This window comes from Actinomyces oris (assembly GCF_001929375.1).
GTDB classification, from domain to species: Bacteria; Actinomycetota; Actinomycetes; order Actinomycetales; family Actinomycetaceae; genus Actinomyces; species Actinomyces oris_B.
On sequence record NZ_MSGO01000001.1, the window covers coordinates 1 to 20,402 of the forward strand.

Here is a 20,402-nt window from a genome sequence, read left to right on the forward strand (position 1 = left end):
GCCGCCTCACTCGGCACCGCGGCCAGTGCCGGTCCGGGAGGTGGGAAGAATGGCGGAGCGGCGGCTGCGGCAGATAGTCGAGAAAAGGAAAAGAAGCGGCTGCTGCATCTTGCTCGGAAAATGATGATGGCTCCATTTGGGCTTGCTCCGTTTTCGGAGGAGGATATTGCTCGGTTGCAGGAGCAGGCCGACGGCAACGGCGACTGGGACCCCGATGCCAATCAGAGGGGTATTGGTGACTGCTACTTGCTTGCCACGCTGCAGGGCTACTCCCGGACTGAGGACGGCCAGCAGTTCCTGCGGGACCAGGTCAGGTGGGACGAGAAGAAGAACTGCTTCGTCGTCACCCTCTACGACAACGGCAAACCCGTCTACGTCGACGTGGACGACTACTACTCTGACGGCACCAAAGACGCCCAGAGAAGGCCCACCCTCATGAGCCTCTACGAACGCGCCTACGGCAAGCACTTCGGATTCAGTGATCTTGACGATGGTGGGAACCCTGAGAAGGATGGCATGGAGGTTGTCTCGAACGCCGACGCCCACCACGTCGACACGTGGGGCTCAGAACCTGGCTGGTTCGGCTGGACCTCACCAATAGAGGACCACAAGTACGATGACAGTGAGTGGAAAGACATTAAGGACTCTGTCGAGAACGGAAAGCCCGTTGTCGGACTGACCAACGGAGACTTCAGTGATGACGGCACAGTTAATGCGGCCTCGGACACCAATGGTGACGGCAAGATTGACACCAAGAATCCCGGAAGTAACGGCGAGGCGCCGGACGAGGAAGGCAAGTACCGCCTCGTTGGAGGCGACTATGATCATGACCCTAAGACGAAGAAATCATCCCATGCGTACACGGTTGTCGACATTGACGACGAGTACGTTACCCTGCGCAACCCCTGGGGCTGGAATGACACTCCCAATGATGGCAGGAAGGGTGGCGGCTTGATTCGAATCACTCGAGAAGATTACGAGAAGCACTTCGCCCATACCTCCATCGGCTAGGCGCTTACACGTCAGGTACTCTTAAGGGAGTGGATAATGGTGAACATGAAACACCTTCGTGGCATAGAAGCAACCGGCGCCCCGGGAAACGTCGTCCCACAATATGTTGGCAGTCAACCAAAAAGGGTGGGAAATAGGAAACGCATGCTGTGGGCGGCTATTTCCACTATCGTTGTGGTCGTTGCGATTGTGGCCGGATTGGGGGGATGGCTGTGGTGGACCCGGCCGAGCACCACCAGTGTTCCTCTACCGGCGGGGGTGGGAAGGGGCAGCGTCATGTCTCTTGACGGATCGATTCCTGCTCCTGAGACCAAGGCCGGGAGACTGGAGACCGGTGATATGCGTTCCGAGCGTCATCAGTGGATCGGCTCGGTGCGCTGGACCCCCAAGGGAGGGAAGCCGACCAGGTACGAGCTGCACCTGGGTGAGAGCGTCCACATCGACGGCCTGGGCACCGTCACCCTCCTCGCCGTCAACCCACCACCCCTTATCCCTGATAGAACGAGGGGAGGTGGGTGGACGACGCGAGTTCACGTTGCACTCGACCCCGGACTGCACTGGTGTGAACCCTGGGACCCCTGCTGAGCCCGTGAAGATGTCTGGCCGTCACTGCACTCACCTCATTGAGGGACGGTTCTGTCTACCACTGTGCCTCTTGAGAGCTCACCTCCAGGAAAGAATACGGTCATGGTCGAGATGCAGCCCGCCCCTGAGGGGCCTGTGGACCCTGCCATGGCGCCCTGCCCCTCCCCGAAAGACGCTGACCGGGAGGGGCTCCGAAGGAGACGTGTGCTCTGGGGCGCCGTCGGAGTCGTCGTCGTGCTCGCGCTCCTACTGGGGGCGGGCGGCTGGCTGTGGTGGACTCGTCCCAGCACTACCTCTCGATCGGCCGCAAGCGCTTCTCCATCAATCACGCGCGTTCTGCTGCCGACTGGGATCGGAGAGGGCGATATCGTGTCTCTCGGGGGAGCGACTCGGGCTCCTGAGACCAAGGCCGGGAGGCTGGAGGCTGGCGGTATGCGCGTCGAGCAGAACCAGTGGATCGGTTCGGTGTACTGGACGCCCACGGGAGGGAAGTCGACCAAGTATGAGCTGCACCTGGGTGAGAGCGTCCACATCGACGGCCTGGGCACCGTCACCCTCCTCGCTGTTAACCCGCGATTGCACACCCCTGACAAAGGCGAGGCAGGTGGATGGGCGACCGAGGTTCACGTCAATCTCGATCCTGGGCTGCACTGGTGTCGAAAGTGGGATCCCTGCTGAACCCGTAAAGACTGCTGGTCCTCACTGAACTCACCTCCTGGAAGGATGCCGGTCATGGTCGAGATACAGCCCGCCCCTGAGGGACCCGTGGACCCGGCCGTGGCGGCCTCCCCTCAAGATGTTGACCGGGTGGGGCACCGAAGGAGGCGCGCACGCTGGGGCGCCGTCGGAGTCGTCGTCGTGCTCGCGTTCCTGCTGGGGGCGGGCGGCTGGCTGTGATGGTTTCGTTCGAGCATGGCAGGCGCTTCTCAGTCGACCGCAAGCGTGCCTCCGCCGCTCACGAGCACCTCTCTTCCGTCTGGTGTTGAGAAGGGCGACCTAGTATCTCTTGGTGGGTCCGTCCCGCCTAAATGGACGGACAAGGGGACGCTGGAATCGGCTGGCATGCATGTCGAGCAGAATCAGTGGGTCGGCTCAGTGCGATGGAGGCCCAAAGGGGGTGAACCAACTGTCTATGAGATGCATCTGGGTGAGAGCGTCCACATCGACGGCCTGGGCGCCGTCACACTTGTTGCCGTCACTCCACCGTCCACATCCCCACCCGATAAGAACAAGGCCGGCGGAGCAAGAGGAAGAGTTCACGTCAACGTCAACCTTGACCCCGGAATCCAATGGTGCAGGCCGTCAGACTCATGCTGAACCGGTGAAGGTATCTCGCCCTCACGAACTCATGTGAGATCGGAAGGGGCTGCGGACGATGTCATGGCTGGCACCTGTCAACGTGCCCACCGTGTATCAACCAGTGGTTAGCCTGGGGGCATGATCGATCATGCCTCTGTGAGCGTCAGTGATCCGGCGGCCTCGAAAGCCTTCTATGAGGCGGCCCTCGCACCGCTGGGCTACCGCGTGGTCATGGAGTTCGGGCCCGTCACCGGGCTGGGAGCCCCTGCGCCCGGCGCGCCGGAGGACTCCCCGGTCCACGCGGACCTGTGGCTGGCCCCGGCGGAGAACCCGACGCCCTGCCATATCGCGCTGGCGGCGTCGTCGACGGCGCAGGTGGACGCCTTCCATAAGGCGGCCCTGGCGGCGGGCGGTACCGACAACGGCGGTCCCGGCGAGCGCCCGCACTACCACCCCGGCTACTACGGGGCCTTCGTCCTCGACCCCGACGGCAACAACCTCGAGGCCGTCCTCCACGGAACCGGCAACTGACCGCCGACTGTGTGCCTCTGATTGCGGATTGTGCGCCGCTCCTCCGCTGCGTGAGCCCGCCGTCGTCGGGGACATCCCTACACGGCGGGGCTCGATGAGGAGACGACGAGGGGCGCCGTAGTGAGGCGAACCGAAGAGACTCGCCTACCGCCCGGCCCCGGTGCTCCCGCCGGTGATCAGTGCGGAGACGGTGCGTGTGACGCCGATGAGCACCAGACAGAGAATACCGGCAAGGGCGGTGGCCAGAACGGTCTTGAGCCAGCGACGTCCGAGACTCTCGCCGCTGGGGGTGAGGGCTTGACTTGTGGGACGGGAGGTCGTGATCGCAGTCATGACTCCAGCCTGCGTGATGGTTGTCCGTGAGACATCGGGCCGCCGAATGATTCTGCGCCACCCACTATTCCCCCCAAAGGAGGGCGGAGTGCAGTGAGCTTCCTACCCCAGTTGGAGGGTGTGCCCGTCGGCAGCGGTTCCGGCTGGAAACGTGAGCATGTCCTGGCGTCTCTATCCCGTCAGCCTTGGTGGCGGGCCCGGAGATGGCGGCGAGGGGACGACGGTCTGAGGCGCGGTGGAGAGATGGCGGCGGTTCGGTAGGGAGGTGACGGGCCTCGGTGGGGAGGAGATGGTGGCGGTCCGGGGCTTGGTGGGGAGACGGGGAGACGACGACGCTGCGGTGAGGTAGCGGTGGCGGGCCCACGCGGCGCCTGCGCCGCCATCAACACCGCTCGGGTGGCAGCGCCCGACCACCCTCCAGGGGTCTCGGGAAGATATCGAAGCGGCGGGCGAGCCGGTCGCCGCCGCCGGCGCAGCGCCCTCCCGTGCCCGCCCGAACGGGGCGCGGTGGCGCGGAAGGGGGCGCCTCAGCGTGTCGCACGCCCGGCGTGGCGCCCTCTCAGCCCCGGATTTGCCAGATATCACTCAGGTAACTGCTCGCAATCGGCTCAAGATGCCGCAGATACCTCGCAGAGATCTCTAGACTTCAACCATGACTGTGCCTTCAGAGACCTCGGGGACGATCGACCCTCGTGAGGTGTCACTGTATGCCGGCCACTTCGACGCGCTGTGGGGTGTGGCCTGGAGCCCGGATGGCACGCGGCTCCTGTCCGGATCGCACGACGGCACGGCCCGGGTCTGGGACGCGAACCGCGGTACCGAGCTGTTCGCGCTGGCCGGCCCCAGCCTGTCCATCAGTGCAGTGGCCTGGAGTCCTGATGGCACACGGCTGCTCACTGCGGCGGAGGACCACAGCGTCCGCGTCTGGGACGCGACCACCGGCGCCGACCTGCTGACCCTGGGAGTCGGCGGATCCGGTGTCGGCGGGGCGGTGGCCTGGAGCCCCGACTCCACTCGCATCCTCACCAGCTTCGACGACGCCTCGGCCCGCATCTGGGACGCCTCCAGCGGTCAGGTGGTGCGCACGCTGTCGGGGCACACCGAGCACCTCACCGCGGTGTCGTGGAGCCCGGACGGGACCCGCGTGGCCACCGCCTCCGACGACGGCACCGCCCGGGTCTGGGACGTCACCACCGGCACCGAGCTGCTGCGCGTGGGCCCCATGGCCTTCGTGGGGCGCGGCGCCACCATGGGGCCCGACGGCAGGCCGACCCACGTCGGCCCGATCGAGCCGATGACCGGCCTGTCATGGAGCCCGGACTCGCGCCGCATCATCACCGCCTTCGACTCGGCCGAGCCCCGGGTCTGGGACGCCGCCACCGGCGAGGAGGTTCTCAGCCTCCACGGCCGCGAACGCCGCTGGGTCAGTGTCGTCTCCTGGAGTCCCGACGGCAGCCGCATCATCACCGACGACATCTCCGGCACCACCGCTCACATCTGGGACGCCTCCACCGGCGAGGAGCTGCTCAGCCTGCGCGGTCACAACCAGTGGGCCTGTGCCCTGGCCTGGAGCCCGGACTCGAGCCGCGTGGCCACCGGCTCCCACGATGACACCGTGCGCGTCTGGGACGCCGCCACCGGCCAGACCCAGCTCGTCCTGGGGGCCGGCAACTCCGTCGAGACCGTCTCTTGGAGCCCCGACGGCACCAAGCTCAGCGTCGGCGCCAAGATCGGTGGCAACCGCGTCTGGGACGCCACCACTGGCGAGCCGCGCCTCACCGTGGACAACGGCGCCCGGGAGCTGAGCGAGGTCGTCTGGAGCCCGGACGGCACCCGCCTGGCCACCTCCTCCTACCTCTCGCCGCGCGTCCTCATCCTGGACGCCTCCACCGGCGACGTCGTCCAGGCCCTGACCGCCGGGGAGGACGACGTCAACGACATCGCCTGGAGCCCGGACAGCGAGCGCCTCCTCACCGGCCTGGGGGACGACCGCGCCGCGATCTGGGACGCCGCCCGCGGCGAGCGCCTCCTCACCCTCGAGGGCCACAGCGACATGATCACCTCGGTCGCCTGGAGCCCCAACGGTCAGCGCGCCCTGACCGGCTCCCAGGACGGGACGGCCCGCATCTGGGACGCCGCCACCGGCGAGGTCATCCACACCTACACCGGCAACTGGGTGCGCGACGTCGTGTGGACGCAGGGAGGCCCTCGCGTCGTCACCGGCAGCGCCGACGGCGCCGCCCACGTCTGGGACGTCATCACCTCCGGTGAGCTCGTGACGCTGCGCGACGACGCCGCCATGGTCCGCTCCTACGCCTGGAGCCCCGACGGCGCCAAGGTGCTGGCCGGCTTCGACGACGGCGTCGTGCGAGTGTGGGACGAGGTCTCCGGCAAGATCATCCTGTCCCTGGCCGGCCACCGCTTCGGCGTCACCGACGCGCAGTGGAGCCCAGACGGCACCCGGATCCTCACCGGCTCCGAGGACGGCACCGTGCGCCTGTGGAACGCCGCCACCGGCGAGATGACCGGGCTGTTCCTGTGCTTCCTGCCCGACGGCGGGGTCGCCATCCTCGACGCCCCCTCCCTGAGCCTGCGCTCGGGCCCCGGGGAGGTCTGGGACTACCTCGGCCGCCCTGAGATCCTCGCCGGCCAGCTCACCCGCGTGGGCGTGGAACGGCGCCAGTACATCAATCCTGACCCGCTGCCCGAGGTCGTCGCGGAACCCGCTCCGGCCGATGCGACTGACGAGGGCCCGACGACGCAGGACCCGGCCGAGGCGCCTCAGGAGCCTCAACCTCCTGAGGTCACCGAGCCCTCCGAGACTGCGGAGGCGCCGGAGTCCGACGCGCTCGGCGACTACGCCGAAGCCCCCTCCGTCTTCGCCGTGCCCGCACAGCAGGCGGCTGGGCCCGCACAGGCTGGGCCCGCCGCTGACGCCGAGCAGACCGTCGGCTCCCAGTCCCCTGAGGACGCCCCTGCTCAGGCGCAGGAGTCGTCGGCCCCTGCCGACGAGTCCCCCATCGAGGAGATCCTCGCCCCCGAGGTGGAGGAGGCGGCCGCTGCTCACCAGGCCCGGCACGCGGCGGTGACCGCCCACACGCCGGCCGAGGCCGCTGAGGTTCCCGACGCTCTCGGGCAGCCGGTCACGCAGGCCGAGACCGAGCCGGTCGCCGCACCGACGGGGGAGACCCTCCTCGTCCAGCCCTTCCCCGTGGACCAGGGCCTTGTGGACGGTGAGGTGAGTGCACCGGCCGTGACGTCGCCCGCGATGGTTGAGGCGCCGCAGGCCCTGTCCGTCCCCGAGGGGGACCGGCAGGAGCAGCCCGAGGCGCAGGTCGAGCCGAGTCCGGCTGAGACCACCGAGGAGACCGACGCCGGTGCCACCGCGCCCGCCGTCCCGGCCCCTGAGACGGAGGCGGCTGACAACGCGCGCCGGGCCCGGCACGCCGCCGCCACCGCTCAGACCCCGGCCGAGTCGGCCCCGGAGAAGGTCGCTGAGGACGGCGCTGAGGCGGCCGTGCCCGTCGAGTCCGAGCTGGCTTCGCCGACCCAGGTGGCGGAGTCCTCCGGGACGGCCGAGTCCGCTTATGAGCCGGTGGCGATCCCCGCCGTCGAGCATGCCGGTGGTGAGCCCGTGGCCGCACCCACTGGTGAGACCGTCGCCCCCGACCAGCTCGAGCTCGCCCTGACCCCGGCCGACGCCGTCGGCCACAAGGGCGATGAGGTCACCCTCGACCTCTCCGAGGAGGCCGATGGGCCGACGCAGGAGGAGACCCCCGAGGTCGAGGCCTCCGTCGAGGCGACGGCACCGCCCGTCGCGGACACCGCTGAGACGGCGCGCGCCGTCGCCCCGGCCGACGTCACTGACGCCGCCGACGCCGCCGATGCCGCCGATGCGACGGCGCCTGAGGCGCCGCTGACCTCCGGTGCCGAGGCCGTCTCCGCGCCGACCGTCTCAACACCCGAGGGCGAGCCCGAGGACCACGCGGCCCAGGAGGCCCAAACCGAGCAGACCCCCGTCGAGCGCCCGGAGGCACAGGAGGACCTGGAGAGGTCGATCGCGCCCGAGGAGGCCGAGGTCGCGCAGACCACGGAGGCTGAGACGGACGCTGAGGCCCAGCCGAGCGCCGAGGAGGAGCCCGCTGAGCCCGCCGAGCCGACCCCGGCGCCCTGGGGGAGCGAGGACCTGCGCCAGCGGATCTACGCCGAGGTGCAGGAGTTCGTCGCCGCCATCGCGCGCCGTGACGTCAACGAGCTGGCGAGCCGCTACGGCATCGCCGGCAACGACCTGGCCGGCCTCGATGAGCAGCTGGCGGGCCTGTCGAGCCCCGCTTCGGACCTGACCCTCTTCCCCATGGAGCAGGCCGATGAGTACGTCGACGGACACCACCGCCTGGACCTCAGTGAGCTGGAGGGCGGCGGCGTCGTCATCAGCTCCGAGCTGTGGGCTCACGACGCGGCCTGCGGCGCGCGCCTCATCGCCCACTGGAACCCCATGGGGATCTACCCCTTCGACTTCCGCAACGTGAGTATGTGAGTCATCTCCCGCGCGCCTCCCCGACGCCCGGCAGCTCGAGTGCGCCCCAGACCGGCAGGTACGGGGGCGCACTCGGTTCTCGGTGGGACAAGAGGAGACGGGGATCGCTTAGGAGCGACGCCGGCGGATATGTGCTGGGGCTGTGAACCGCATAGACTTCCCGCCGTCAGTGTTATCCACCGAGAGGGGACGTCTGTGTCGACGGCGCAGTACCCGGCACGGGCCCGTGTCGCCGCCTGGGCAGTGCACATCTTCACCATGTCGGGACTGGTGTGGGCCAGCCTGGCCATGCTCGCCACCATCAACCCCCACCGGGAGTTCACGTGGATGTGGGTCTGGCTGCTCGTCGCCCTCGTCGTCGACGGCGTCGACGGCACCCTGGCCCGGCGCGCCCGGGTCTCTGAGATCATCCCCTGGTTCGACGGCGGTATCGTGGACATCGTCGTCGACTACCTCACCTGGACCTTCATCCCGGCGGTCTTCATGTACGTTGCCCTGCCGATGGGCCCCAGGCCGGTGGCGGGACTGCTCATGGCCCTCGTCCTGAGCTCGTCGATGTTCTGCTACGCCAACAAGCAGTGGAAGTCCACCGACTACTACTTCGTGGGCTTCCCGGCCGCCTGGAACATCGTGGCCCTCATGTTCTACGTGCTCCAGACCCCGGCGGCCTTCAACATCATCGTCACCCTCATCTTCGTGGTGCTGACCCTGGTGCCCACGCACTACGCGCACCCGGCCCGCGTCAAGCGCTTCCGCGCCCTCAACATCGGTGCGGTGGCCGTGTGGTTCCTGGCCACCTGCTGGCTGGTGGCGATCTACCCCCACCGCCCGCTCAGCCTGGTCGCCGTCCTTGCCGTCTCCGGCGGGTGGTTCCTGCTCGCCGGGGTGCTGCGCTCGATCCGCGGGGCGGAATCGGCGGCGTCAGCGGCGTAGACCGACTAGCCGTCCCCCGGGGCGCGCAGTCCCCGGGCGACGATCACGTCACGCAGCCAGCGGCCGCCCTCCAGCAGGAAGGTGGCCAGCACCAGGCCGATGACCACCATGATGACCCACTGCGGGTAGCCGGGGCCGTCCCGGTGACTGCCCGACAGGAAGAAGTACACGTAGGGCGCCACGAAGGTGATGAGGGTGACGAGGAACCCGGCGAAGCGGATGCGGCGTCGCTTGCCCGCCACCATGGCGATGATCCCCCAGGTGTAGGGCACCGCGGTGACGATATCGATGCTCCACAGCACCCAGGGGTTGCCGCGGAAGCCAGGGGCGTAGACGGCCGGAAGCGCCCGCAGTGAGGAGTAGATGAACACCGTCGCGTAGGCCAGGAAACGGGGATTGTGCAACAGCCGGACGATACCGGCGCGCGGCACGAGATCGACCTTCGCCTCCTGCAGGGCGGCCAGGGTGCGCCGGGAGACGCGCAGCGGGTCCGTCCCCTCCAGGACGGTGCGCAGGTAGCTGATCTGCTCAGGTGTCCCGGTGGCCCACTCGTCCAGGAGACGGCGCGGGCTCACGGCCACGACGACGCGGCCCTCATCGGTTCCCTCGCCGCCGTTGGACTGAGGGGGCTTGACGCCCTCGGGCGCCTCCGGGGAGGCGATGTGGACGAGGTGCTCACCCAGGACGGTCCGCAGCAGCCCCAGCCGCTCTTTGGGAACCTCGCTCAGCCACAGGCGCTGCCCGTGCTCGACGGCCAGGGACATGGCGTGCCCCAGGGCCCAACCGCGCTCGTCAGGCGCCAGAAGCTCCTCGGGGGCGGAGAGATGAGCCAGCTCGGGCACCTCGGCGACGTTGAAGCGCGTCAGATCGCCGACCCGGTCGACGGCCGCCACCGTTCGCAGAATCTCGGGGTCCAGGACATGACGCCGGGTGACGGGAAGCTCCGTGACGGATCGCAGAGCCATCATGTCCATCACGGAGGATCGGGGAGCGGGGGTGTGTTCGGGCATTGGGATGAGCCTAGAGGAGTGGGTGCCGGTTGTGTGCAACCTGTGAGTCAATACGGGTCACTCCTCACCGGCCGGCGCGACGGCTCACGTCGCCGGGCGATCCCGTGCGTCCGCCGTCAGGCGCGGGCCATGACCTCGCCGTGCACGACGACGAACCAGGCGTCCTCGCTGGCGCCCCACTGCCGCCACGCCTGAGCCATCGCCTCCAGGTCGGCCCCGTCCGCCAGCCCCAGCTCGACGGCCCGCGGCCCGAAGGAGGTCAGGCACCGCTGCGCCCAGGTCTCCGACTGCCAGGCCCGGTCGGCGGGCGTGGCGTAGCACCAGGTGGAGGCCGAGGCGGTGATGTCGGTGAAGCCCGCCGCCCGGGCCCAGGACAGCAGCCGGCTCCCGGCGTCGGGCTCGCCGCCGTTGGCCCGGGCGGTGGCCATGTAGACCGAGCGCCACCGCTCCATGCCCGCAGGCTCGGGGAACCAGGTCATGGCGGAGTACACGGCGTCGCGCACGGCCACGATCCCGCCGGGGCGGGTGAGACGTCGCATCTCGGCCAGGGCACCCACCGGGTCCGCGAGGTGCTGGAGAACCTGGTGGGCGTGGACGACGTCGAAGGAGCCGTCCTCGAAGGGCAGGGCCATGACGTCCCCGCGGGTCAGCTCCACCTGCTCGGACAGGCCCCGTTCGCGCAGCGTAGCCCGAGCCGCCTCCAGGGCATCGGCCGAGGCATCCAGAGCGACAACCCGCCCCGGGGCGACGAGCTCAGCGAGATCCGCGGTGATGGACGCCGGCCCGCAGCCGACGTCGAGCAGATCCATTCCCGCACTCAGGTGGGGAAGCAGGTAGGCGGCCGAGTCCGCCGCACCGCGCCGCGAGTGCGCGCTGAGCACCGCAGGACTGTGGCCGTGGGTGTAGCGGGGCGTCCTGACTGAACCGTCGGAAAGCTGTTCACCAGTCATGCCTTAGATCATCCAGGAATGTGATCTGTGTTGCGTGAGCGCCCAGAATGTGGCCTCCGCAACGGCAATTGCCCTCCGGATCGCGAGATGTTTCGTCTCAGTGAACGTCTCGGTGGAAGTCTTCTCGCGGTGCCGCGGCGACCAGCCAGGTGCTGAGCATATTCCGCTAGGCGAAGGAGTCCCCCCATGCAGGACGTTGTCGAAAAGGTCTATGAGCAGGTTGTGGCTCGCAACCGTGGAGAGGTCGAGTTCCACCAGGCCGTCCACGAGGTGCTCGAGTCCCTCGGTCCGGTCATCGCCAAGCACCCCCACTACGCCGAGGGCGCCCTCCTGGAGCGCATCGTCGAGCCCGAGCGCCAGATCATGTTCCGGGTCCCGTGGGTCGACGACGCCGGCCAGGTCCACGTCAACCGCGGCTTCCGCATCGAGTTCAACTCGGCGCTGGGCCCCTATAAGGGCGGTCTGCGCTTCCACCCCTCGGTCAACGCCGGCATCATCAAGTTCCTCGGCTTCGAGCAGATCTTCAAGAACGCCCTGACCGCGCAGGGAATCGGCGGCGGCAAGGGCGGTTCCGACTTCGACCCGCACGGCCGCTCCGACGCCGAGGTCATGCGCTTCTGCCAGTCCTTCATGACCGAGCTGGCCCGCCACATCGGCCCCTCCACCGACGTGCCCGCCGGCGACATCGGCGTGGGCGGCCGCGAGATCGGCTACATGTTCGGACAGTACAAGCGGCTGCGGAACTCCTACGACGCCGGTGTCCTCACCGGTAAGGGCCTGGCCTGGGGCGGCTCCCTCGTGCGCACCGAGGCCACCGGTTACGGCACCGTGCTCTTCGCCCAGTCCATGCTCGCCACCAAGGGCGAGTCCCTCGAGGGCAAGAAGGTCCTCGTCTCCGGTGCCGGAAACGTGGCGATCTACGCCATCGAGAAGGCCCAGCAGCTCGGAGCCACCCCCATCACCTTCTCCGACTCCTCCGGCTACGTCGTCGACGAGGCCGGGGTGGACCTCGAGCTGCTCAAGCAGGTCAAGGAGGTCGAGCGAGGTCGTGTGGCCGACTACGTCGAGCGCCGCCCCGGTGCCCGCCTCGTGGCCGGCGGCTCCGTGTGGGACGTCCCCGGCGACGTCGCCCTGCCCTGCGCCACCCAGAACGAGCTCGACGGCGACGCCGCGAACACCCTGCTGCGGGGCGGCTGCGGCGTGGTCTCCGAGGGGGCCAACATGCCCTCCACCCCCGAGGCCGTCGAGGCCTTCCAGAAGGCCGGCATCCTCTTCGGCCCCGGTAAGGCCGCCAACGCCGGTGGCGTGGCGACCTCCGCCCTCGAGATGGAGCAGAACGCCGGCCGCACCCGCTGGGACTTCGCCACCGCCGAGGCCAAGCTGACTGGGATCATGGCCGACATCCACGACTCCTGCGTCGCTGCGGCCGAGGAGTACGGCCGTCCCGGCGACTACGTGCTCGGCGCCAACGCGGCCGGTTTCACCCGCGTTGCCGACGTCATGATCGCCCACGGCATCGTCTGATACCTGGCTGATCCGGGCTCGCGCCCACAGCGACGGCGTCCGTCGCCTCTTCTCCGAGGCGGCGGACGCCGTCGCTGTGCCGTGGGAGGGGGAGGGGCGTGCGGGATCGGCGCTCTTGGCAACCATCCGCGTGGCTCGTTCCTCGCCGCGCTCCCGCCAGTCCCATCCACGCCTGCGAACGTCGATCCCGCACGCCCCGATACTGCCCCGGGGCGGTCACGGCCGAGAAACCTACCGACCGGTCGAGATCGTGAAAAAGGCTGCGAAATACTCGGGAGGGGCGTACCGTGGTGATGTTCCATACCTCACATGATCCCGATCTTCGCCCCTACGTCTTACGAGGATTGACATGAGAATACTTCCAGCTCGGAGAGCACGAGTCTGCGCTGCGTTGAGCGCTCTGGTGGTGGCTGCATTGAGTCCCATGATCGCGGTTCCGACAGCATCCCTCATGCCGCCGGCCGCCGCTGTGGAGAAACCTCCCGACGGCGCCGACGGGCAGCAGGGGGCCGACGAACCGGGTAACAAGGTGCGCATCAAGCTGGTCGGCCTGGGCAACCTTCGCGGCCACTACGTGGAGACGAGCGGGTTCAACCCGAAAACCGAGGAGTACGACCTCCCCAAGGACCCCGGCCTGATCGGTATCGAGTGCGCCGTCCGCGGGATTCGAGAGGACTTTCCCAACACGCTCGTCGTCTCCCCCGGCGGCAATGTCGGCGCCTCACCCCACACGTCCTCCTTCGTGCAGGACCAGCCCATCATCTACGGCCTCAATACGATGAAGCTGGATGCCTCAGCCCTGGGGGTCCACGCGCTCGACGGCGGAGTGAAGGACCTCGAGGACAGGATCCTGCCCGCCTCCGACTTCCCCGTCCTGGCGGCGAACGTCTCCGGCTCCACTTCCCTCAGTGCCGAGGGGAGCGGTCGCGGGGTCTTCATCAAGGAGGTCGACGGGGTGCGGGTCGGCTTCATCGGCGTGGTGACCGACGAGCTTCCCGTCCGAACCCTTGCAGCGAACAGAGAGGTTCTGACCGTCTCCCCTGCGGTGGCCACGGCCAACGCCCGCGCCGCCGAGCTCAAGGACGGCAACCAGGCCAATGGTGAGGCCGACGTCGTCGTCGTGCTCAGCCATGAGGACATGGCCTCCACGGCGACGAGCTTCTCCAGGAACGTCGACGCCGTCGTCTCCGGTCGTGGTGCAGGGGAGTACGGACATGTCGTCACCGGGTTCGAGGGCAACTCGATCGCCGTCGTCCAGCCCGAGATCTACGGCCGGAGCTTCGGGGACATTCTCCTGGAGTACGACCGAACGGCTCGGAAGATCGTCTCCTACAGCGCGGAGAACATGTGGATCGGACATTACCCATGCCGAGGATCCTCTCCTGAGGTGTGGAGCAGGACCCGGGAGTACGAGGGGGCCGCCGGGGAGGTCGCCAAGCAGCCGCTGGCGCATATTGGGGCGGACTTCCTGCGGGGGTCTGACGGAACCGTCCCCGGTACCAATACGGCGACGGAGTCCGTGGCCGCCGACCTGGTCGCCGAGTCCTACCACAGCTGGATCACCTCCATCAAACCTCCCGGCTCCAGCCACTATGTCGGCATCGTCAGTGCCCGGGACATGAAGAAGGACCTCACCTACCTCGAGTCCGGCAGCCACAACGACATCCCGCGCCCGGACCAGGACGGCCTGGTGTCCTACGGGGAGGCGCTCGACGTCCAGCCCGACAACAAACCGCTCGCCTACGTCACTGTGAATGGTGCGAAGCTCAAGGAGCTCATCGCCCACCAGTGGAGGTTCTACGCCGAGCCCCCCGTGCTCAACCTGGGGCTGTCCTCGAATGTTGACGTCATTGTGGATCCCGACGCGACGGTGGAGAACGGGAAGGTTCCCACAGTGCGTGAGATTCGGGTCGACGGTCAGGTTCTGGGGGATTCGGACCCAGTGGTCCTGGCCTCCACCTATGAGCTGCTCCATGACAACAACGACTTCCCCAGTCCTGACGAGGATGCCGTCGTCAACGTCGGCACGCTCCAGCACAGCGTCTTCATCTCCTACCTGCAGTCCTTCGGGGACAAGCCCTTGACGCCGTCCTACTCCAAGCGTCAGGTGGGGATGAGAGTGGTTCCGAAGCCCGGTCAGGCCGGCACGGTGGCAGTGACGATGGACTCCCTGACCTACACCAACGAGTCCGAGCGGGTCCTCGGTGCGCAACGAGTCCGTGCCCGCTCCGGGGACAAGGAGTTCTTCAGCCAGGAGATCGACTCGAGCCTGGACCGTATCGGCCCCACGACCGGTAGGGCGGTCTTTGACCTCACCATCCCGGCCGATGCGCCCACTGGTGCCTGCCGCAGTGCGGCGGGTGCGACCTGCCGCTGGGTGACCGTGGAGTCCGTCGACGGTGCCGGCAAGGTACTCAACAGCTTCTACGTCGAGGTCCCGGCCGATGCGAAGCCCGCGGCGACGCCGTCGGCCACTGCCGGTACCGGGCCGTCGGCCGCGCCTAGCGCTCCGTCGTCCACTCCCGGCGCGCAGCCGGCTCCCTCCAGCGCCCCGTCGACGGGTGCGACCGCGACGACGTCGGCCGCTCCCGGTGCCAAGGCGGCTCCGTCGGCCTCTGCGGCTCAGGTCGGTGTGGGTGGCCTGCCTGCCGCCACGAGTGGGGCGGGTGCTGCGGCCCCACAGGCTCGCGGAGCCGGTGGCGCCAAGCCGGCCGGCGGCTCGGGCGGCTCGGGCGGCTGGCCGCTGGCCCGCACCGGTACCTCCCTGGGTGCCGGCGTCGTCGCCCTGACTCTCATAGCCGGCGGCTACCTCATCCTGCGCCACAGACGGCAGGAAGGATGAGGGGGCAGCGATGCTGCGGCCCTTCTCCCTCCACGTTCTCCCTGCACTCTTTTCACGCTGATCTAAGGACATATCATGAGACTCATATCGCGAAGGCGGGGGCGGGTCTGCGCCGCATTCGCTGCGCTGGCCCTCACTGCACTCAGCCCTCTTTCCACCGCCGTGCCCTCCGGGACGCCTCCCGCCCAAGTCGTCGGAGGGCCCAAGGCCGCTGTGCCACTGGATTCCCCGGCTGGGGGAGTCGCCATCGACCTCGTTGGCATCTCCGATCTGCATGGATACATCGAAAGTACGTTCCATAAGAATCCGGAGACTGGTGAGGTTGACATCAACAATGTGGAGAATCCCGGTGTGACGTCGCTGGCGTGCCAGATGAGCCGGGCGTACAGGGCGAATCCCAATGCGCTCTTCGTCTCGTCGGGAGACAATATCGGAGCGTCATACTATCGGTCGTCCTATATGAATCATGACGAGGGGACGCTGGATGTACTGAATCGGCTCCGCATGGGTGTCTCCGCGCTAGGGGTGCACGAGCTCGACCATGGTCTCAGCGACCTCGAAGGGAGGGTTCTTCCCTATACGACATTCCCCGTGCTGGCGGCGAACGTGTCCGGCTCCGATGCCCTGAGCGCTGAGGGGAACGGTCACGGGGTCTTCATCAAGGAGGTCGACGGGGTACGGGTCGGCTTCATCGGCGTGGTGACCGATGAGCTGCCCAAGCTGGTCTCCTCCTCCATTCGGGCCCGGCTCACGGTCGCCCCGGCGGTGGCCACGGCCAACGCCCGTGCCGCCGAGCTCAAGGACGGTGACCCGGCCAATGGAGAGGCCGACGTCGTCGTCGTCCTCAGCCACGAGGACGCGGCCTCCACGGCCACGAGCTTCTCCAGGAACGTCGACGCCGTCGTCGCCGGACGCAGCCACGTCTCCTACGCGCAGACGGTGACCGGGGTCGATGGCAATGAGATCGCCGTCGTTCAGCCCGACCACTACGGCCTGAAGCTCGGGATGATTCGGCTCAACTACGACCGGGGCACCAAGAAGGTCTCTGTGGCCAACGTGGAGAATCGGGATCTGAAGCAGGAGTTCTGCTACGACGATGATTTCGATGGCGTCGACATCTTCTCATACAAGCGATACAACAAGATGATGGATCTGGGGGCCGCCCGGCAGGTGGCGCAGCTCGGCACCGACTACTTGCGCGGATCGGATGGCGTGACTCCCGGAGTCCACACCGGCACCGAGTCCACAGCGTCCGACCTCGTGGCCGAGTCCTACCGATACTGGCTCGCCGACATCGATCCCATGGGACAGCCGCAGGCTTCCACGCGCTATGTGGGAGTAGTCCGGGCCGACGACCTCAAAGCCGATTTCCGGTACAAGGGCACCGGGGACTATCACGGCGAGGTGCCCGCGGACCAGGTCGACGGCCTGTTCACGGTCGACGAGGTCCGTAACGTCTCCCCGGATGACAAGGACATGGGCTACCTCTCCATGACCGGAGCCGAGCTCAAGGGGCTCATCGCCCAGCAGTGGCGCCCCGGAGCGGATCCGGCCTCTGTACAGCTGGGACTGTCCTCGAATGTCGACGTCATCGTGGACGCCGCCGCCCAGACCGACGGCGGCACCGCCCCCGCGATTCGCGAGGTCAGGGTGGACGGGCAGGTTCTGGAGGACACGGACACGGTGGTCGTGGCCTCCACCACCGAGCTGCTCACCGGAGGCGCCGGCTTCACACTGCCTCAGGGAAGCGGGGTGGTGAAAGTCGGATCGCTCGGACGCGACATCACCACCAGCTACCTGGCCTCCTTCAACCAGCAGATACTCAAACCGAGCTACGCCAAGCGTCAGGTGGGGATGAGTGCGGTCCCGAAGCCCGGTCAAGCCGGCACGGTGGCAGTGACGATGGACTCCCTGACCTACACCCACCCCACCGAGCAGGTTCTCGGGGCTCGCCGCGTGCGCGCCCGCTCCGGGGACAAGGAGTTCTTCAGTCGGAACATCGACCTGAGCGTGGACCGCGCCGGCCCCACCACCGGTAAGGCGAGCTTCGACCTCACCATCCCGGCCGATGCGCCCACTGGTACCTGCCGCAGTACGGCGGGTGCGACCTGCCGCTGGGTGACCCTGGAGTCCATGGACGGCGTTGGCCGGATCCTCAACAGCTTCTATGTCGAGGTCCCGGCCGATGCGAAGCCCGCGGCGACGCCGTCGGCCACTGCCGGTACCGGGCCGTCGGCCTCGCCCAGCGCGCAGCCGGCTCCCTCCAGCGTGCCGTCACCCACGCCTTCAACGGGGGTGGCGACCTCGACGCCCAGCGGTGGGCCGTCGGCGGGTGCGACGGCGACGACGTCGGCCTCTGCGGCTCAGGTTGGTGTTGGTGGCCTGCCTGCCGCCACGAGTGGGGCGGGTACTGCGGCCCCACAGGCTCGCGGAGCCGGTGGCGCCAAGCCGGCCGGCGGCTCGGGCGGCTGGCCACTGGCCCGCACCGGTACCTCCCTGGGTGCCGGCGTCGTCGCCCTGACCCTCATAGCCGGCGGCTACCTCATCCTGCGCCACAGACGGCAGGTCGACTGACGCCTGTTTGATGCCGGCTGACACTGCCTGACGCAGCCTGACGCAGCGATGCGCGAACCGATGCTCGTGCCCGTCGCCCCCACCGGGGGAGGCGGGCACGAGTCCTGTCTGATGGGGCCGGCGATGGCGGGACCCCACCGAGGACGGCTCAGGTGGTCCGGGGGCAGCGGTGGCTGCGGTTCGCGCCGAGGACGTACTTCCCGTTCGAGGACTGCGTTGTCCTCCGGGCTACTGGGTTGCGTCCGCAGTCGTTTGTCGGAGAACGCAGTCCTGGGCGCAGAAGTACGTCCTCGACGGTGCGACCGCGCCCGTTGGACGGCCCCTGTTCTCAAAACAACCTATAAAATGTATCGTAAGTCACTCAGGGGTAGACATGAATGTCTGAGCGGACATACTCTTGCGTCTGTTCAGACATTCAGAGTCGAATAGATGCCCGAACGGGCGTCTCTGGTTGATGGCACCGACTTTCCAGGGGGTGAACATGCGCATCGAGGACAGGCACCGCCAGATCGTGGAGCAGGTGCGCGGTGCAGGGCGGGTTCTCGTCACTGAGCTCGCCGAGCACTTCGACGTCACCCCTGAGACGATCCGCCGCGACCTGACCGCCCTGGACCGCAGCGGCGCCCTGCGCAAGGTCCACGGCGGCGCCATCCCCGCCCCCGCCCTGCCGGAGACCGGCGTGACCCAGCGCGAGCAGGTCAACCCCGCCGCCAAGCAGGCCATCGCCCGCGCCGCCCTGGCACGGCTCGCACCGAAACCCGGTACCACCCTCCTCATCGACGCCGGAACCACCACCGGGTCGCTCGCCCGCCTCCTGCCAGGCGACAGCGACCTGACCGTCATCACCAACTCCGTCCTGACCGCCGCCTCCCTGGCCGCCGCCGGACGCACCCGGGTGCGGATCCTGGGAGGCCAGCTGCGCGGACTCACCCAGGCCGCCGTCGGCCCCGAGGCCGTCGAGGCCCTGTCCACCCTGAGGGTCGACGTCGCCGTCCTGGGGGCCAACGGCCTGAGCGCAGCCCACGGGCTGTCCACGCCCGACCCCGACGAGGCCACCGTCAAACGCGCCATGGTGCGCAGCGCCCGCCAGGTGGTGGCCCTGGTCGACTCCACCAAGATCGGCCAGGAGCACCTGGTCTCCTTCGCCTCCCTCGACGACATCGACCTCCTGGTCACCGACGTCGAGCTCCCGCCCGCACTCATTGACCAGCTCACCACCACCGAAACCGAGGTACTTGTCGCATGATCCTGACCCTCACGCCCAACCCGTCCCTCGACCGCACCGTCTCCCTGCCCGGACCCCTCCAGCGCGGCGCCGTCCAGCGCCTGACCGGCGTCGTCATGGAACCGGGAGGCAAGGGCGTCAACGTCGCCCGCGTCCTGTCCAACGCCGGGCGCGCCGCCACCGCCGTCCTTCCCGCCGCCGAGCACGACCCCATCCTCACCGCCCTCAACGGACTCGAGCTGCCCGGCCTCACCGTGCGATCCGTGCCCGTGGCCGGACCCGCCCGCATCAACACCGCCGTCACCGAGCCCGACGGCACCACCACCAAGCTCAACGAGCCGGGCGCGGGCCTGAGCGAGGAGGAGGTCGACGCCGTCGAGCACGCCCTCCTGGAGACCCTGACGCTCACAGGGGTGTCGGCCGGATCCTCCCCCCACCACTGGGCGGTCCTGTCCGGCTCCCTGCCGCCGGGTGCGCCGGCCAGGTGGTACGCCCGCCTGGTGGGCCTCCTGCGGGAGGTCGCCCCGGGGCTGCGCATCGCCGTCGACACCTCCGACGAGCCCTTGGCGGCCCTGGCTGCCGAGCTGCCCGGATCGGCCCCCGACCTCATCAAGCCCAACGGTGAGGAGCTCGGCCAGCTCGCCGGTCTGCCCGCCGAGCGCGCCATGGCCCTCGAGGAGGGCGCCGTCCAGGGGGACTACGGCCCCGTCGTCGACGCTGCCCGCCTCCTGGTGGGCCTGGGGCTCGGCGCCGTCATGGTGACCCTCGGCCCCGCCGGCGCCGTCCTGGTGACCGCCGACGGCGCCTGGCACGCCACCGCCCCCGAGGTCCCGGTGGTCTCCACCGTCGGCGCCGGGGACTCCTCAGTGGCCGGCTACATCCTGGCCGACGTCAACGGCGGCGACGAGGCCGAGCGCCTGCGCACCGCCATGGCCTACGGCTCGGCCGCCGCCTCCCTGCCCGGAACCACCCTGCCCACGCCCGCCGACCTTCCCGAGCAGCCGGCCGTCGTCACCCGGCTCTCCTGAGTCGGGGCGCCCGCGGGCGC

The 20,402-nt window shown here is 68.6% G+C and carries 15 protein-coding genes; 12 read left to right on the forward strand and 3 right to left on the reverse strand.

From position 1 onward, the window contains the following. The 5 genes from BKH32_RS00005 to BKH32_RS00015 all read left to right on the forward strand — a co-directional run. Window positions 1-1,011 (forward strand): C2 family cysteine protease (locus BKH32_RS00005; RefSeq protein WP_143222631.1); only part of this gene is annotated, 1,011 nt, incomplete at its 5' end. A gap of 276 nt (window positions 1,012-1,287) precedes the next feature. Further along, the gene (locus BKH32_RS13385; protein WP_143222632.1) at window positions 1,288-1,596 is read left to right on the forward strand and encodes a hypothetical protein; all 309 of its coding nucleotides are present in this window, start codon (window positions 1,288-1,290) and stop codon (window positions 1,594-1,596) included. A gap of 432 nt (window positions 1,597-2,028) precedes the next feature. Continuing rightward, window positions 2,029-2,274 (forward strand): hypothetical protein, encoded by a 246-nt coding sequence (locus tag BKH32_RS00010; protein ID WP_075248046.1) that lies wholly within the window; start codon window positions 2,029-2,031, stop codon window positions 2,272-2,274. Between the two features lie 54 nt (window positions 2,275-2,328). Further along, entirely contained in the window at window positions 2,329-2,493 is a 165-nt protein-coding gene (locus BKH32_RS13835) for a hypothetical protein (protein ID WP_178384513.1), read from the forward strand. A 540-nt stretch (window positions 2,494-3,033) separates the two neighbouring features. After that, window positions 3,034-3,426: a VOC family protein gene (locus BKH32_RS00015; protein WP_075248047.1), complete on the forward strand. Its 393-nt coding sequence runs from the start codon at window positions 3,034-3,036 to the stop codon at window positions 3,424-3,426. Window positions 3,427-3,570: 144 nt separating this feature from the next. Here the strand turns inward: BKH32_RS00015 and BKH32_RS00020 are convergent, their stop codons facing one another. After that, complete coding sequence (locus BKH32_RS00020) at window positions 3,571-3,759, reverse strand: hypothetical protein (RefSeq protein WP_075248048.1); 189 nt, start codon at window positions 3,757-3,759, stop codon at window positions 3,571-3,573. Between the two features lie 652 nt (window positions 3,760-4,411). Here BKH32_RS00020 and BKH32_RS00025 point away from each other — a divergent pair. Together BKH32_RS00025 and BKH32_RS00030 are read left to right on the forward strand one after the other, a co-directional pair. Then, on the forward strand, window positions 4,412-8,296 hold the full coding sequence (locus tag BKH32_RS00025) for an eIF2A-related protein (protein WP_075248049.1): 3,885 nt from the start codon (window positions 4,412-4,414) through the stop codon (window positions 8,294-8,296). A gap of 195 nt (window positions 8,297-8,491) precedes the next feature. Next, window positions 8,492-9,229, forward strand: coding sequence for a CDP-alcohol phosphatidyltransferase family protein (locus tag BKH32_RS00030; RefSeq protein ID WP_075248050.1), 738 nt, complete (start codon window positions 8,492-8,494; stop codon window positions 9,227-9,229). A gap of 5 nt (window positions 9,230-9,234) precedes the next feature. Here the strand turns inward: BKH32_RS00030 and BKH32_RS00035 are convergent, their stop codons facing one another. Further along, the gene (locus BKH32_RS00035; RefSeq protein ID WP_075248051.1) at window positions 9,235-10,239 is read right to left on the reverse strand and encodes a hypothetical protein; all 1,005 of its coding nucleotides are present in this window, start codon (window positions 10,237-10,239) and stop codon (window positions 9,235-9,237) included. 116 nt (window positions 10,240-10,355) lie between these two features. Further along, on the reverse strand, window positions 10,356-11,189 hold the full coding sequence (locus tag BKH32_RS00040) for a class I SAM-dependent methyltransferase (protein ID WP_075248052.1): 834 nt from the start codon (window positions 11,187-11,189) through the stop codon (window positions 10,356-10,358). A 186-nt stretch (window positions 11,190-11,375) separates the two neighbouring features. On the opposite strand from BKH32_RS00040, the gene gdhA reads away from it, so the two are divergent. The 5 genes from gdhA to BKH32_RS00065 all read left to right on the forward strand — a co-directional run bounded on the left by gdhA (window position 11,376) and on the right by BKH32_RS00065 (window position 20,382). Then, window positions 11,376-12,713 carry an NADP-specific glutamate dehydrogenase gene (gene gdhA / locus BKH32_RS00045; protein ID WP_075248053.1) on the forward strand — a complete coding sequence of 446 codons (1,338 nt, stop codon included), beginning with the start codon at window positions 11,376-11,378 and terminating at the stop codon, window positions 12,711-12,713. Between the two features lie 424 nt (window positions 12,714-13,137). Beyond that, window positions 13,138-15,555, forward strand: a complete 2,418-nt coding sequence (locus tag BKH32_RS00050) for a 5'-nucleotidase C-terminal domain-containing protein (protein WP_256690099.1) — start codon at window positions 13,138-13,140, stop codon at window positions 15,553-15,555. A 591-nt stretch (window positions 15,556-16,146) separates the two neighbouring features. Continuing rightward, window positions 16,147-18,129 (forward strand): bifunctional metallophosphatase/5'-nucleotidase, encoded by a 1,983-nt coding sequence (locus BKH32_RS00055; RefSeq protein WP_256690101.1) that lies wholly within the window; start codon window positions 16,147-16,149, stop codon window positions 18,127-18,129. 481 nt (window positions 18,130-18,610) lie between these two features. After that, a complete protein-coding gene (locus tag BKH32_RS00060; RefSeq protein WP_075248102.1) occupies window positions 18,611-19,375 on the forward strand; it encodes a DeoR/GlpR family DNA-binding transcription regulator in 765 nt (254 codons plus the stop codon). Next, window positions 19,372-20,382 carry a 1-phosphofructokinase family hexose kinase gene (locus BKH32_RS00065; RefSeq protein WP_075248056.1) on the forward strand — a complete coding sequence of 337 codons (1,011 nt, stop codon included), beginning with the start codon at window positions 19,372-19,374 and terminating at the stop codon, window positions 20,380-20,382. Before BKH32_RS00060 ends, BKH32_RS00065 begins: the two co-directional genes overlap by 4 nt. The last annotated feature ends 20 nt before the right edge of the window (window positions 20,383-20,402 follow it).

Excerpts from the sequence above, each read along its gene's own strand:
- BKH32_RS13385 (WP_143222632.1), top strand. The coding sequence starts at position 1,288 with ATGTCTCTTGACGGATCGATTCCTGCTCCTGAGACCAAGGCCGGGAGA.
- BKH32_RS00010 (WP_075248046.1), top strand. The coding sequence starts at position 2,029 with ATGCGCGTCGAGCAGAACCAGTGGATCGGTTCGGTGTACTGGACGCCC.
- BKH32_RS13835 (WP_178384513.1), top strand. The coding sequence starts at position 2,329 with ATGGTCGAGATACAGCCCGCCCCTGAGGGACCCGTGGACCCGGCCGTG.
- BKH32_RS00015 (WP_075248047.1), top strand. The coding sequence starts at position 3,034 with ATGATCGATCATGCCTCTGTGAGCGTCAGTGATCCGGCGGCCTCGAAA.
- BKH32_RS00020 (WP_075248048.1), bottom strand. The coding sequence starts at position 3,759 with ATGACTGCGATCACGACCTCCCGTCCCACAAGTCAAGCCCTCACCCCC.
- BKH32_RS00025 (WP_075248049.1), top strand. The coding sequence starts at position 4,412 with ATGACTGTGCCTTCAGAGACCTCGGGGACGATCGACCCTCGTGAGGTG.
- BKH32_RS00035 (WP_075248051.1), bottom strand. The coding sequence starts at position 10,239 with ATGCCCGAACACACCCCCGCTCCCCGATCCTCCGTGATGGACATGATG.
- BKH32_RS00040 (WP_075248052.1), bottom strand. The coding sequence starts at position 11,189 with ATGACTGGTGAACAGCTTTCCGACGGTTCAGTCAGGACGCCCCGCTAC.
- gdhA (WP_075248053.1), top strand. The coding sequence starts at position 11,376 with ATGCAGGACGTTGTCGAAAAGGTCTATGAGCAGGTTGTGGCTCGCAAC.
- BKH32_RS00050 (WP_256690099.1), top strand. The coding sequence starts at position 13,138 with ATGATCGCGGTTCCGACAGCATCCCTCATGCCGCCGGCCGCCGCTGTG.
- BKH32_RS00060 (WP_075248102.1), top strand. The coding sequence starts at position 18,611 with ATGCGCATCGAGGACAGGCACCGCCAGATCGTGGAGCAGGTGCGCGGT.
- BKH32_RS00065 (WP_075248056.1), top strand. The coding sequence starts at position 19,372 with ATGATCCTGACCCTCACGCCCAACCCGTCCCTCGACCGCACCGTCTCC.